We start from the raw sequence: 14,559 nt of genomic DNA, 5'->3' as shown, positions 1-14,559 counted from the left end.
CTATTCAAAGTCTTCCTCATCGCCCAGGGCGAGCTTGGCGCCTGCCAGTTCGCTCAGTGCATGTTGGTCACCGGCCCGTTTGGCGGCTTCCATACCTGTTTTGTAGGTTTGGAAGGCGTCAGCGGGCCGGTCCAGTTTTTCGTACAGCTTGCCGAGGTGGTAATAAGTACCAACGTAATCCGGGTCGTTTTGGGCGAGCGTTTCGTAGGCCATCCGGGCTTCGGGCCACTGCTCGTATTTTTCGTATTCTTTGGCAATGGCAAACTGTAAAAATGAGCTGCCAGGGTCCTCTTCGAGTAGCGACTGGAGCTGCTTAAGTCTTGTATTGTTCATTTGTTTATGTTTAAAAAATTGAATAGCAATGGTTTGATTCGGTGATTTGCTAAACTGTCATAGTTCAGCGAAAATTCGCTAAGCTACTTTTGGGTGTGAATAAAAGTAAGTATATTTGCACGAATTACAATTTTAGTGAAATAAGCGGCTTTTAGGCTGTCAACAGCCTAAGCCTAGCCAAAGAAACCACAAAAATACCCATTCATGAAATTATTGGTTTGTGTCAGTAAGACTCCGGAAACCACAGCCAAGATTGCTTTTACGGAGAGCAACACCCAATTTGATACTTCAGGCGTACAGTTCATCATGAACCCTTATGATGAATGGTATGCGCTGGTTCGTGCACTCGAACTGAAAGAAGCCAACGGCGGTAGCGTCACTCTTATCAATGTTGGCCCGGCTGCCAACGATACGGTAATCCGCAAAGGTCTTGCAATTGGGGCTGATGAGGCGGTACGGGTGGATGCAGAGCCGTCCAGTGCGCTTTTCGTTGCCAAACAGATTGCGGCTTATGCCAGGAAGGAAGCCTTCGATGTGGTCTTCCTGGGCAAGGAAACCATTGACTATAATGGTTCTGAGGTTGGCGCAATGGTGGCAGAATTACTTGATGTGCCTTTCATTTCCTATGCTTCTCATATGGAGATGGATGGCGATACGGCAACGGTCACGCGTGATATCGAGGGTGGTAACGAAGTTGTGGAGGTCAAAGCGCCATTCGTTGTTTCCGCAGCAAAAGGCCTGGCGGAGCAGCGCATCCCTAATATGCGGGGCATTATGATGGCGAAGCGCAAGCCTTTGAAAGTGGAACCAGCCGTGGAAGCGGAAGACCTTTCCGTAGCCGTGCACTACGAGCTGCCACCGGAAAAAGGCGATGTTAAGCTGGTTGATCCGGAGAACATGGACGAACTGGTCCGCCTCCTGCACGAAGAAGCCAAAGCGATATAATCGCGCTATTTCAGAACCCTCTCAAAGTCAATACATATTATGGTTTTAATATTTGCAGAAACCCAAAAAGGAAAATTCAAAAAAGCCGCTTACGAGCTGGCCTACTATGGCTACCAAACGGCTCAGGCATTGGGCACGGAATGTGCAGCCCTGGTGCTGGGCACTGCCGAAGGTGCAGAAGAGTTGGGTAAGTATGGGGCTTCAAAGGTCTATCATGTCACTGATACGGCACTGGATACTTTCGACAGTCAGGCTTACACCAAGGTGATCGCTGCGGCTGCGGAAAAGGCAGGTGCGAATGTGGTGATCGTAGGGCATACCTCCACGGGTAAGTCGTTGCTTGGGCGCCTGGCTGTGCGTATGAATGCCGGTTCTGTGCCTGCAGTCAATGCCATTCCCACTGTGGAAGGCGGCACTTTCAAGGTACGTAAACCTGTTTTTTCCGGTAAGGCTTTCGCAGATTACGAAGTGAAGTCAGAGAACAAAGTCCTTTCTCTCATGGGCAACTCCCTGCAGCCACAGGAAGTAGGGGAGCCCGCAAGCGTGGAAGCCCTGGACGTGGAAGTGCCGGCTGCACAGGTTACGGTGAAGGAAGTGAAGCGTATGGAAGGCCGCACGCCACTGCCGGAAGCTGAGCTGGTGGTCTCTGCCGGCCGCGGCATGAAAGGGCCGGAAAACTGGGGGATTATTGAAGAACTGGCAGAAACGATGGGTGCAACCACAGCTTGTTCCCGTCCGGTAGCGGATGCAGACTGGCGCCCTCACCACGAGCATGTGGGGCAGACCGGCGTTGCTATTCGGCCTAACCTCTACTTCGCTATTGGTATTTCCGGCGCGATTCAGCACCTTGCAGGGGTAAACAGCTCCAAGACCATTGTGGTGATCAATAAAGACCCGGAAGCGCCATTTTTTAAGGCTGCTGACTACGGTGTGGTTGGGGATCTGTTTGATGTGGTGCCCCGGCTAAACGAAGCCATGAAGAAGTTCAAAGCAGAGAATTAAGCTTTTGCCTTGCAAATTCCGGCAATTCGCGTATCTTTGCGCCGCTGTAACTGATTTATACAATCACTAACGGTTAAAAAAATATCATGGCAGAATACTTAACGAAAGAAAAGAAAGCTGAAATCTTTAATGAATTCGGCGGTTCTGAGAAAAACACCGGCTCCACAGAAGCACAGGTGGCATTGTTTACTTACCGGATCAAGGAGCTTTCCAAGCACCTGAATGACAATCCAAAAGACCACTCTTCCCGCCGTGCGCTACTGACGCTGGTAGGTAAGCGTAAGCGTCTGCTGGGCTATCTGGCGAAGAAAAACCTGGATGGATACCGTGCACTCATCGAGAAGCTGAATATCCGTAAATAATCCGGCTTTTGTCGGTGTATATGGCAGGGGCGTTCCTTACAAAGGAGCGCCCCTGTCTTAGTTCTGCATCTTTCTGTCCAATAATTTGTATGACTGCGCAGAAAATCGTAACAAAATTACGTATATTCGCCTCCGATAAAAGAAGCTAAGACAAACTAACGGGAGCAAGACCACTAGTGCGACGAGTCCGGTTTAACCGGTGACTGTTCCGGAATCCAAGGGTAAGAAAGTTACCTGTCCGGGAGCATTCAAGCACTTTTGAATCAATCCACTAGCAAAAAACCCGGCTAACGAAGGAAAATGAAGGTCACGATACCATCTCACAACCCTTATTCCTCCCTCAATTGCTGAAGACGGTTTCTCACGGGGTGTTTTCACCTCAGACCGGTCCCCTTGCATTTCGTTGTGATGCTTACGCAAAATGATTATTAGAAGTTAAACCAATCAAATTAAAGATGGGATTACAAACTCCTATTACCACGTCCTTTGACCTACCTGATGGACGGACCGTAACTATTGAAACCGGTAAGTTGGCGACTCAGGCTGATGGCTCGGTTGTGATCCGTGTCGGAGACACGATGCTCTTTTGTTCCGTGGTTTCTGCCAAAGAAGCCCGGGAAGGACAGCCTTTCTTCCCCCTCTCCGTCGATTATCAGGAAAAGTACGCCTCAGCAGGCCGTATCCCCGGCAACTTCTTCCGCCGGGAAGCCAAGTTATCTGATTACGAAGTACTGATTTCGCGTTTGGTAGACCGGGCGATCCGTCCGCTCTTCCCGGATGGCTATATGAACGATACACAGGTCATTATCAACCTCATTTCCGGTGAACAGGAAGTGTTACCTGATGCATTTGCGGCCCTGGCTGCTTCTTCAGCCCTGGCGGTATCCGATATTCCTTTCGCCGGACCAATTTCTGAGGTGCGTGTAGCGCGTATCAACGGACGCTATGTCGTTAACCCTTTCCGCTCCGATCTGGAAGACGCAGATCTGGACATCATCGTGGCCGCAACGATGGACAACGTAATGATGGTGGAAGGCGAAGCCAGCGAAGTGCCTGAAAGCGCCCTGATCGAAGCTATTAAGATTGGGCATGAAGCGATTAAGGTGCAGTGCCAGGCACAGCTGGAACTTGCTGAAAAAGTAGGGGAAAAAGCGACTGTCAAGCGGGAGTTCATCCCACCAGTGGTTGATGATACCGTGAAGGAAATCGTAGAAAGCAACACCCGCGATAAAATCCATGAAGTAGCTGCCGGCGCGCTGGATAAAGTGGCGCGTAAGGAGGGCTTCAAAGCCATCATCGAGGAGCTGATGGAAAAGCTGAAGGAAGAGAAGAGCGAGGAGTTCATGGAGGAGTACGGTGATGAGATCAAGGGCTACTACGATAAATTCAAGAAAGAAGTTATCCGTGAGATGGTGCTGACGGACAGCCGCCGCCTCGATGGCCGTAAGTTTGATGAAATCCGTGACATTTGGTGCGAGGTAGACTACCTGCCTTCCGCTCATGGTTCAGCTGTGTTCACCCGCGGCGAAACCCAGTCACTGACATCCCTGACCCTGGGTACCAAGCAGGATGAGCTGATGGTGGACACTGCTATGGACCACAGTTTCTCCAACTTTATCCTGCACTACAACTTCCCGGCATTCTCCGTAGGGGAAATTAAGCCAATGCGTGGACCTGGCCGCCGTGAGGTGGGGCATGCCAACCTGGCAGCCCGGTCACTGAAAAAAGTAATGCCGGAAGAAATGCCCTATACCATTCGGATCGTTTCCGATATTCTGGAGTCCAATGGTTCATCTTCCATGGCAACTGTTTGTGCAGGAGCGCTGGCTCTGATGGACGGAGGTATCCAAATCAAGGCACCGGTTTCCGGTATCGCAATGGGGATGATTTCTGACGGTAAAAGAACGGCTATCCTCTCTGATATCCTGGGCGACGAGGATGCACTGGGAGATATGGACTTCAAAGTGACGGGTACCGAAAATGGTATCACGGCCTGCCAGATGGACATCAAAATTGATGGCCTGCCCTATGAGGAACTGGAGAAAGCACTGAATCAGGCGCGTGAAGGACGGCTTCACATCCTCAATGAGATGAAAAAAGCCCTCGAAGCACCACGCGAAGACCTCAAGCCGCATGCACCGCGCATCGTTGAGATTATTATCGACAAGAGCTTTATCGGAGCCGTAATTGGCCCGGGTGGTAAAGTGATACAGGAGATTCAGGCAGAGACCGGCACCAATATCAACATCGAAGAAGTTGGGGACGAAGGTGTGGTCAGCATTGCCAGTGAGAACAAAGAGTCGATTGATGCTGCTCTTGCGCGCATCCGCCGCATTACATTCACCCCATCTGTGGGCGACACATATGATGCTGTGGTGAAAACCGTTATGCCTTACGGGGTTTTTGTAGACTTTATGGGCAAGAGCGGGCTACTGCACGTTTCAGAGATTGACCACGCCCGCGTTGATCGTGTGGAGGACTTCTTCCAGGAAGGGGATGAGGTACGCGTGAAACTTATTGGTGTAGATAAAAAGACTGGTAAGCTGCGTTTGTCCCGCAAAGCACTACTGCCAAGACCGGAAGGTGGTGGTGGAGACCGTGATAACGGACGCGGACGCGATGATAACCGTGGGGGTGGCAACCGCCGCAACCGCGACTAATACCATACTAGTGAATTAACAGATTAGCCGGGCTTCCGCAATTGGGGGCCTGGCTTTTTTGTTAGGGTAGTGACAAAATGTTGAATAGAAAAAATGCACTAAAAAAAAGGCTAAACGGCTTTAAAAGCTAAGAGAATCAGAAGAAACTGCCATATAGTGTGCGGCAACTAATCTCAGTTACGGAACTATTTTCAAATAATAGTTGTATTTTAAGTGGAAAAGGCGCATTTAATGCCTTTTTACTAAAAAGTCAAGTTTCCATAAAAGGGGCAACTTTTCTGCCTGTTTAGCGTAAATTTACAGTGTGGAATAGCTAACCCTAAAATTACCTTGCTTATGCGTCAGTTGAAAATTACAAATAAAATCACGGCCAGGGAGAGCCTTGCCCTGGACAAGTATTTGAATGATATTGGTAAGATTCCAATGCTTGCTCCGGAGGAAGAAGCCGAACTAGCCCGGCGCATCCGACAGGGCGATCAGGAAGCACTCGACAAGCTAACCCGCTCTAATCTCCGTTTTGTTGTATCTGTAGCCAAACAATATCAGAATCAGGGGCTATCCCTGAGCGATTTGATCAACGAAGGGAATGTCGGCCTCATGAAAGCTGCCCGCCGTTTTGATGAAACTAAAGGCTTTAAGTTTATCTCCTACGCCGTTTGGTGGATTCGGCAGTCTATCCTGCAAGCCATCGTGGAATACTCGCGGATTGTCCGGCTGCCGCTCAATAAGGTCGGCTCCTATAATAAAGTCAACGAGGCATTCCTGGCTTTTGTGCAGGAGTTCGAACGGGAGCCTACGCATGAAGAACTGGCTGAGTTGCTGGGCATGACACCTAAGGAAATTTCCAATATGCTGAAAGGCAATGGCCGGCATGTTTCCGTTGATGCCCCTATGAGTGGAGAAGATGGCGACAGCACTATGCTGGATGTCATTTCTATAGATGAAGAAGGCGCAAGCCCCGATGGCTCTCTAATGGATCAGTCACTTAAAGATGAAGTGCAGCAGGGCCTGTCTATACTCTCGCCCCGCGAAGTGGAGGTACTGTCTTCCTACTACGGGCTCAACGGCCAAAAGTCACTGACGCTGGAAGAAATCGGTGATCTCTATGGATTGACCCGTGAACGGGTCCGGCAAATAAAGGAGCGGGCCATCCGCCGCCTGCGCAAATCATATAACCGGAATGCGCTGAAGTCTTATCTGGGATAAAGTGCATTAACGTGATATAAAAAATTAGCGCCCATTTCAGGCAAGAGTCTGGAGTGGGCGTTTTTTCAATTGGGATTGATGAAAAGAGGCTTTTTTTTATTATCCATTATTTGCAGTTTACTGATTCTAAGCTGTGGTGAAGCTGCGGTCCCGGATGCAGCAGCCGGGATGGAGGAAAAACCAAACAGTGAAGATTCCGGGAAAACCAGCCCGGCATATCCGGCTGTTGAATTGGGCGTGCCCCTTTTTCAAATCCGTGAAGCTCCGGATGTTGAAAGCCTAGGGCTGGGCAATCTTCAAAAAGGCGACCTGCTTGAATTACTGGGCCCCGTTAGTGCGCATACCACCCGACTTACCATTGGGGAAAAGACCTTTTATCAGCCCTGGTTGTTGGTGCGTACCAAAGCGGGGACCGAAGGATGGGTGCATGCGGCAGTTATCGCCGGAGAAATTCCGGAAGGGCTCCGGCTAAAAGCCTTGATCGGAAAGGAGCTTGCTCAGGAAGCCGAAAGGTATGATCAGGCATTTCATGAGATGGAAGAGGCTGCTTCGGTGGTGCAAACCATACGGCAGGCGCATCAGTTATGTGAAGAGCTCACCTTGGTAATGCAGTTACAGCCGCCCGATATGGCATCGGAAGTTGCCCGTCTCCTTCCTGCACTATCTGTATCCTGGGTTGCATCAGCGGGTAGCTGGCATTTTTATGTTGATTATAAAGCTTTTAGTATGGCAGCTCGCCGTTCTGAAAGCTCCGCTGATGAGGCGCTGCTGGAGCTTTTTTATGCTGCTTACCCGGTAGACAGCATTGGCTATTTGTACCCGGCCTGGAAGCTGGAGGTGGATAACAGGAGCGTTTTCAGCCTGCTCGGCAAAGGCGTGCACACTTCTTTTTTGAACCGGTTAGACCAAACCAAACATCACCGGGACATAGCCGGGCCGGAAATCGAACAGCTCAAAGCACTTCTGATCAACGATATGACCGAACCAACTGTTTTGTACTGGGAGGCAAGGGAAAAAGTGCTTCAGGAACTGGAATCCATACTTGACAATACATTTACTGTGTTAACGACTTCAGATACCTTAGCTTTGCATCAGCGCCTGATGGGGTTGCGGGATACGGCAATCACAGATGAACGCCGCTTTAATTTCAGAGCAGGTCTTTAATTAAGAAGCTTACCAATCACAACAATCGAATGGGTTTATTTGCATTAATCACACTATTGGTCGTACTAACCGGAGCTGTACTCCTGGCGCGGGGGCTCAAAAACTTTATGCCGGGCGACAAACGCTTGTTCCAGGATATGCAACAATTAAAAGAAGAGATGCAGGAGTGGAAACCTGACCTGGTCCCGGTTTCCTCCGAAGAACTCGATGCCTTCTCCTTTAATCAGGTACAACGCTCTGTGCGTAAGCGGTTTGGGAAAACGGCAAAAGGGGTGTTTACGACCATTTACCACGAGCCCATATTGGCTTACACTTATAAGGAGTACTCCGGGCCGGGGCAGAAGGCTATTCTTTATGCAGAAACAGGAGAAAAGTCTTACTCATACATCAAAGACAAAAACGGAGTGCGTATTGCCGCCGGGCAGCGGCAGCTTGGTACCCTGAAAGAAGACGGTACGCTCTACGCCCCTAAAGGGAATAAGGCGGTAGCCAAGCTTGGGCAGCCTGCCAACCGTCTGCTGCCCGTGCGTACCGCCGACCGGGAGCTGGGCAGCCTGGTGGACCCACCGGAAGCGGCAGATGATGCCCTCGGACAACGTGCTTTTCAATTTGTACCGAATGACCTGGCTGAAGAGGAAAAAGATGTATTTCTTGCTCTGGCTACTCTGGAACTGGTGCATCGCACGTTGAAATCGTAAAAAAAACTGAAAATCATTTCTGGTTTCTCATCCATTCGCCTAGCTTTGATGAACCATTTGTATGTATGCCTGTTTGGCAACTGAATTCGATAGGTCAATTCAATATACTATGAAGTTACGGAAGAAAGCTAACCTTATCATATACCGGTTCCGTGAGCAGGGGCTCGAAATCTTTTTGGTCAATGCGGATGAAAAAGGTACCAAATGGGACCTGCCTCAGGGCGCAATGGACAATGATAAGTCCCGCACCTTCATTGAGGAAGACCGTCTGATCGAATTAGACCCGGTGGCGCAGGATAGCGGCGACCTGGAGAATGCAGTAGCGGTAGAGGGCGACTGGCACGAAATCCCATCACTGAAATCTATGCTCTCAGAGGATGCGCAGTACCTTAAGGATAAGATAAAGAGCGTAGAAAAAGGCACCTACTTTGCTCTGAAAGAGGCCGTAAAAAAAGTAATGCCTCACCAATATGAATTCCTGAAGGAGTTAAAAGATATTTTGGTAGACCGTAACTCGGTTAAAGACCTGTAGGAGAATCATAAGCAGAAAATAAAAGCGTGGGCAGCCTGAAAAAGGCAGCCCACGCTTTTTTGCTTCAGGCACCGGCCTGCCGGGCCAGAAAAATTGCCCGGTCCAGTTGCTCTTCCCGGTTCAGCAAAGTATTATCAATAATTACAGCATCGGCTGCCTGCCGCAGGGGGCTGTCCTCACGGGTGGAATCAATACGATCACGGTGGGTCAGATTCGCCTTCACTTCCTCCAGGGTTGCTTCCTGGCCTTTATGAGTTAGCTCATCGTATCTTCTGCGCGCCCTGATTTCCGGGTCAGCGGTGAGAAAAATCTTAAGTTCTGCTTTTGGGAAGACCACCGTTCCGATATCCCTGCCGTCCATAACGATCCCACGTTCTTCGCCCATTTGCTGTTGCTGGCTGACCATAGCCCGGCGCACTTCCGGAACCGCTGCCACCTCGCTAACGTAATTGGAAACGGACATCTGCCGGATTTCCCTTTCTACATCCCTGCCATTGAGGAGCGTATGGTTATTCTCTGCAAAGCGGATATTGATTTCCTGTAGTGCGGCTTTGACCCGCTCCTGGTCCTCCACATTAATATGGTGATCTAACAAGAATAGAGTAACGGCCCGGTACATCGCCCCTGAATCGATATAAGTATAGCCAAGGTGGCTGGCTAGGGATTTGGCAAGGGTGCTTTTTCCGCAGGAAGAGTAGCCATCAATGGCTATGATGATTTTTTTCACGTAGGCTTGGTTTTTCCGGGCGGTAAAGATAACGAACTACAACCGACTTTTTCAAAATCGTGTCAGGCAGTGCAGTTTCCACCTTTGATTTTAGAGCTAACAAAACACCTCCTGCTCTGATACGCTAACGGGATTGATCCTGTTGAGCTTCTTTCTTGCATCTGATCATTTACCGAAACATGCACCAAGGCCAAGCTGTTATCGGACATACTGTTGAATACGCTCCCAAAGCATTTCATAGGGGATAATTTCCAATTCTGCATTGACCCCCCTGTAAAAAAACGGGACACTTTTCAGTTGATTCAGGTACCGTTCCGTCCCGGTGGTCTCGCCGGGCTGGAAATCAGATTTGGCGTATTGCTGCAACAGCCGGATGAACTGTACCGGGCGGTGGTATTCCTCCCGGCGCAATTGCCGGTTGGCGTATTTTTTTAGGCGGTCGATCCGGTCCATTACTTCATTAAATTTGCGTTCCTCCAGCAGGAAGAGTATTTGAAGGATGAGTACGTGGACTGTAAAGATCCGCTGTTCCTTATTGTACGGCGTAGGTTTGCCAATAAATTTAGACGCTCGGAATTGTTTATTCTGCTGTTTTTGAAGTACAGGGTTTTCTTTTCCCTCCACCTGTATCAGGTACTCGATATAACCTTCGTATATGTCCCATTTTTCAACAATTTCGTTGTCCTGTTTACGGAGCTTGGAGTTGTTGTATACCAGCTTGAAAATAGCTACGCTCTGCAGGGGGTTATTGACGTGCATGGTTAGCAGAAAGTAGTAGTCCATGAAGTTGAACCAGTCCTCGCTTCCGGCTTTGAGCTCTTTCAGGCATTTTTCGGCTGTGGCCCTTCCATCGCGGTAGTTGCGCAGGTGGAGGTAAGCGGACATCTTTTTCGTCTGAAAGGTTACGGTCTTTTTATGCTGTTTATAGACTGCGTTTTTCTGTACAAACTGCTCGCCCTGTTCGCAGACTTCAAGCATGGATTCAAAATCCTGTTGGATTTCATAGGCAAAAATCCAGACCAGGTACATATTATAAAAGATAACGGGCGAGTCATACTGCTCAGATAAGCTCACAAGCGCTTCGCAATAGTCTTCAATATTTTCGGTCAGTTCCTGTGTTTTTGAAAGGGGCTTGTAGTAATTCATCACTACCCGTTGCAGGAGTTCTTCTGAGCGGATTTCGGCATTCAGAATATCATTGTACTCCTTAATGTAGTTATCGTATTCCTCATAATCACGCTCATCGCCTTGTTGAGCTGCATAGTCCCTCAGAATGCGTGAACTGTTAATGATAAGGTCAGCAAATTTGAATTTCAGGGAGGTCGTCAGAATTTGGCGGGCGAGCTGGGCTGCTGAGCTGGGAGCATTATACCAGATGAGCGTTTTGACAAGAGTCCAATCCTTATGGCAGGAATAATAAGCCCGGTCATAATTAGCCGCTTTTGGCATATTGATATCCAGGAAAAAGAGCGTATTCAACAAGCGCTTTCTGAAGCGGGACTTAAGCTGCCGGTATTTCGGGTCGGTTGGGCTGCATTTATAGAGCGTGGTGGCGGCTTCCCGGTCATTTTTGAATTTATTGTCGCGCAACGCCTCATAAAACTGGTTGAATTTGCTCTTGTTGTTGCGCAGGGAATGGTCATCAAAGATCTCGATTTTGCGTACTTTTCGCTTGGTTACGACACGAGCTATTTCGAGTAAGTTTTTCATCTACTGGTTTGGTTAAGGCCATGAGTAGTTTGGCCAGTGTGCATAATCTGTGACATTCAAAATAGGGCATTTTTTGACGAATGCCAATTAATACAGGTTTAAATTGCACTATTCGGGAGGGGCAAACAGGTCTGTTACGCGTTGGGGAGACTAAAATAAAAAAGGTTTTGAGTATTGACAAGCTACTCAAAACCTTTTATTGGAATTGTGACTAACTTTTTCGAGTACCAGGGTACTCAGAAAAGCAAAGCATAAAGCAAATAGCTTAGTATTCGTCTTCATTGAAGAGAAAGTCATCTTTGCGGGGGTAGTCCGGCCAGATTTCTTCCATTCCTTCGTACACTTCACCTTCATCCTCCATTTGCTGCAGGTTTTCGATCACTTCCAAAGGCGCTCCGGAGCGAATCGCGTAGTCGATCAGCTCATCGCGAGTAGCTGGCCATGGTGCGTCTTCCAGATGGTGAGCAAGTTCAAGTGTCCAATACATAGGTTGGCAAAGTTTGTTGTTAGTTGGCTGTTTTATTCAGGCTCCGGATTAACCTTTGAAACCAGGAAAAATCAAAAAACAGCCAATAGGAATTTTATAAAAGGTAAAAAGCGGCAACTAAGCAAATCGTAGGCGAAAAAATTAGGCTTAACGGGCAGTTATTTTTGTACGCAGCCACTGTTTATCCGTTTACCCACCTACTTTCGGCAAAAGTAAAAAACCTAACGTATTATCCAAATATTTATTACGCTTTTTAAATGCGGCCGGTAACTTACTTATTTCTCCTGCTTAACGCCGGACATGGAATAGTGTTTAAGTACCGTAAATGGTTTTTGTTCGTATCCCCTGGGTACCTGCCCTACCTTTTGGTCCCGTACCGGGCCGGTAGGGTCTGTGAAGTAGTAATTGCGCCCCTCGTAGGGTATGGTGCTGCCAGGTGCCGCTGGCAATGCCATCGCCAGGGTAAGGTGGTCAGGGTAGGCTACTACCAGGGTAGGGATGGGGAGTAAGGTTTTTGCCAGTTGGAAAAACAGCGCAGTACGGTCTTCACAATCAGAAAAAGGATGAATGAAGACCTCTTCGGCCACCATAGGCTTACTGCATCCAAAGTAGGCTTTGTCTTCTTTGTATTCAAAGGCAGAACGGGTAAAAGCAGCCAGCAGCTCGGCTGTCTGCCACTCATTTTTGCCTTTGATCATCTCACGCAGCGGAGGAATCAGGCTTTGAAACAGCTGAGGCGACAAAGGCACCTCCAGGTATTGTGTTTCTGCTACAATGGGGTAGTCCTCCATGTAGGCGGCGATATTTTCATCCACCTCGACTTCCAGGGCATGCCATTCATTCTGGTAAAAAAAGCTAACCTTCTGCCGCTTAAGCATAGGGCGCAGCCGGGGCAGATCTCTAAAGGCAAAGGTGAAGGCATGTCCATCCCCGTTAGGGACGAACCCCAGCATGTAGAGGGCCCGCTGTGGAGCCCTGCCCGCCCGTACCTCGGTGAGGTTGATAAAGGACCGGCCCCGGTCCTGAATGATAGGGGCTTCAAACACCTCGTCCATAGTGAATACATAAAGGTACGCTTCGTCTTCAAGGTAAGTCAGCCGGGTATCATAGCCACTCTGCGACATAATAAACCAGGCACTCAGCGTACGGTCTACAGGCTCATGTTGCCCGTATATTTGCATCAGTACCTGCCTGACGAGTTTGTAATACAGCCAGTCATTGAGCCGGAAAGCACGCCGGGCCTGCTGCAGGCTTCTGATCAGCACATCGTACTTCGTCGTACTCATTTGACGGAAATAAGCCCTTAAGCCCAGCTCTGTCATTTCCGGGCGCGGGATCTGCAGCAAATCCGTTTGGTACTGAATGGGCACTTGCTCCGTGAAAAAGGGAATGGTGATCTCCTCACAGTTGGAAGCCGGTAAAGCCTTTCCCAGAATCAAAAGCAATGAAAGGAGTAAAATCCGGGGCATGTCGTAAATATGATCTGTTACCGCAGCAGTTTGATGAAAAGGCTGCGCTTTAGCTGTTTAAACCAGAAGTAGACGTCCCTGTAAACGCTACTCCATGAAATGTACGAAGTAAAAAGCGTATCTAAAAGGCCTTCAGATACGCTTTGTTATGTGAGTAATGTACACAATATTTCTGATGATTGTGCTATATAATGAGCATAGCGTCACCATAAGCAAAGAACCGGTACTTTTCCTTGACTGCCTGCTTGTAAGCTTCCATGATCAGGTCGTACCCGCCAAAAGCACACACCATAATCATCAGGCTGGATTTGGGCAGGTGAAAGTTGGTGACCATGGCATCCGGGATGCTAAATTCATAAGGCGGATAGATAAACAGATTGGTCCACCCTTCGGCTTCCTTGAGCATATTCTCAGCAGAAACGGCTGATTCGATAGCCCGCATGCTTGTCGTACCTACCGCACAGACCCTGTGCTCTCCTGCTTTGGCTTTGTTGACCGTCTCCACGGCATTATTGTCAATTTTGAAGTACTCCGCATCCATTTTGTGCTTGGACAGGTCCTCCACGTCTATACTGCGGAAGGTGCCCAGACCGATGTGGAGAGTGAGCTCGGCAAATTCAACACCCTTGATTTCCAGCCGCTTAAGTAGTTCGTCGCTATAGTGCAATCCTGCAGTAGGCGCTGCAACAGCGCCCATTTCCTTCGCGAAAAGTGTCTGATAGCGGTCCCGGTCCAGGGTTTCTGCCTTACGCCCTATTTCTTTAGGCAGGGGCGTGGTGCCAAGCCGGTGCAGATCTTTCTGAAAATTCTCATCGCTATCGTCATAAATGAAACGGATAGTCCTGCCGCGGGAGGTCGTATTGTCCACTACTTCAGCTACCAGTACATCATTGTCGTGTTCATCACTGAAATAGAGTTTATTGCCAACTCTGATTTTACGGGCAGGGTCAACCAGGACATCCCAAAGACGGGATTCGCTGTTGAGCTCGCGCAGGAGGAACACCTCGATGTCCGCACCGGTTTTTTCCTTTTTGCCGTACAGACGAGCGGGGAATACCTTGGTATTATTGAAAATCATGGCATCGCCCTCATCAAAGTACTCGAGGATGTCTTTAAACGTCCGGTGTTCGATTTTACCTGAGTCCCGGTGAACGACCATCAACCTGGAATCGTGGCGGTTGTCGGCTGGGTATTTGGCAATGAGTTCGGGTGGTAATGTAAAATCAAATTGAGACAGCTTGGTCCTCATATTGTCTTATACTTT

General features: G+C 48.8%; 14 protein-coding genes. 8 read left to right on the top strand and 6 right to left on the bottom strand.

Annotated elements, in window-relative coordinates; all coding sequences use genetic code 11:
* Positions 1-333, bottom strand: coding sequence for a hypothetical protein (locus ACO08I_RS06795; RefSeq protein ID WP_044229204.1), 333 nt, complete (start codon positions 331-333; stop codon positions 1-3).
* A 204-nt stretch (positions 334-537) separates the two neighbouring features.
* Here ACO08I_RS06795 and ACO08I_RS06790 point away from each other — a divergent pair, with 204 nt between their 5' ends.
* The 8 genes from ACO08I_RS06790 (at position 538) to ACO08I_RS06755 (ending at position 8,902) form a co-directional block, all read left to right on the top strand.
* Entirely contained in the window at positions 538-1,278 is a 741-nt protein-coding gene (locus ACO08I_RS06790; RefSeq protein ID WP_282779319.1) for an electron transfer flavoprotein subunit beta/FixA family protein, read from the top strand.
* A 39-nt stretch (positions 1,279-1,317) separates the two neighbouring features.
* Complete coding sequence (locus tag ACO08I_RS06785) at positions 1,318-2,280, top strand: electron transfer flavoprotein subunit alpha/FixB family protein (RefSeq protein ID WP_173426326.1); 963 nt, start codon at positions 1,318-1,320, stop codon at positions 2,278-2,280.
* A gap of 86 nt (positions 2,281-2,366) precedes the next feature.
* The gene (gene rpsO / locus ACO08I_RS06780) at positions 2,367-2,642 is read left to right on the top strand and encodes a 30S ribosomal protein S15 (protein ID WP_044229196.1); all 276 of its coding nucleotides are present in this window, start codon (positions 2,367-2,369) and stop codon (positions 2,640-2,642) included.
* 455 nt (positions 2,643-3,097) lie between these two features.
* Positions 3,098-5,302, top strand: coding sequence for a polyribonucleotide nucleotidyltransferase (gene pnp, locus ACO08I_RS06775; protein WP_282779323.1), 2,205 nt, complete (start codon positions 3,098-3,100; stop codon positions 5,300-5,302).
* 336 nt (positions 5,303-5,638) lie between these two features.
* On the top strand, positions 5,639-6,508 hold the full coding sequence (locus ACO08I_RS06770; protein WP_282779324.1) for a sigma-70 family RNA polymerase sigma factor: 870 nt from the start codon (positions 5,639-5,641) through the stop codon (positions 6,506-6,508).
* 78 nt (positions 6,509-6,586) lie between these two features.
* Entirely contained in the window at positions 6,587-7,672 is a 1,086-nt protein-coding gene (locus tag ACO08I_RS06765; protein WP_421948879.1) for an SH3 domain-containing protein, read from the top strand.
* Positions 7,673-7,701: 29 nt separating this feature from the next.
* Entirely contained in the window at positions 7,702-8,370 is a 669-nt protein-coding gene (locus ACO08I_RS06760; RefSeq protein ID WP_282779327.1) for a hypothetical protein, read from the top strand.
* A 109-nt stretch (positions 8,371-8,479) separates the two neighbouring features.
* Positions 8,480-8,902 carry a hypothetical protein gene (locus ACO08I_RS06755; RefSeq protein ID WP_282779329.1) on the top strand — a complete coding sequence of 141 codons (423 nt, stop codon included), beginning with the start codon at positions 8,480-8,482 and terminating at the stop codon, positions 8,900-8,902.
* 64 nt (positions 8,903-8,966) lie between these two features.
* On the opposite strand, the gene cmk is transcribed toward ACO08I_RS06755, so the two are convergent.
* The 5 genes from cmk to queA form a co-directional block, all read right to left on the bottom strand.
* Positions 8,967-9,629 carry a (d)CMP kinase gene (cmk, locus tag ACO08I_RS06750; RefSeq protein WP_421948878.1) on the bottom strand — a complete coding sequence of 221 codons (663 nt, stop codon included), beginning with the start codon at positions 9,627-9,629 and terminating at the stop codon, positions 8,967-8,969.
* A gap of 198 nt (positions 9,630-9,827) precedes the next feature.
* On the bottom strand, positions 9,828-11,339 hold the full coding sequence (locus ACO08I_RS06745; RefSeq protein ID WP_421948877.1) for a hypothetical protein: 1,512 nt from the start codon (positions 11,337-11,339) through the stop codon (positions 9,828-9,830).
* 265 nt (positions 11,340-11,604) lie between these two features.
* Positions 11,605-11,826, bottom strand: a complete 222-nt coding sequence (locus ACO08I_RS06740) for a DUF2795 domain-containing protein (RefSeq protein ID WP_044146732.1) — start codon at positions 11,824-11,826, stop codon at positions 11,605-11,607.
* Positions 11,827-12,101: 275 nt separating this feature from the next.
* Positions 12,102-13,295, bottom strand: a complete 1,194-nt coding sequence (locus tag ACO08I_RS06735; protein ID WP_282779340.1) for a hypothetical protein — start codon at positions 13,293-13,295, stop codon at positions 12,102-12,104.
* 184 nt (positions 13,296-13,479) lie between these two features.
* Positions 13,480-14,544, bottom strand: coding sequence for a tRNA preQ1(34) S-adenosylmethionine ribosyltransferase-isomerase QueA (gene queA / locus ACO08I_RS06730; protein ID WP_044229173.1), 1,065 nt, complete (start codon positions 14,542-14,544; stop codon positions 13,480-13,482).
* Between the last annotated feature and the right edge of the window lie 15 nt (positions 14,545-14,559).

The organism is Phaeodactylibacter xiamenensis (genome assembly GCF_965229835.1).
Taxonomy (GTDB): Bacteria; Bacteroidota; Bacteroidia; order Chitinophagales; family Saprospiraceae; genus Phaeodactylibacter; species Phaeodactylibacter xiamenensis.
This window is presented reverse-complemented; position numbering and strand designations above follow the sequence as displayed.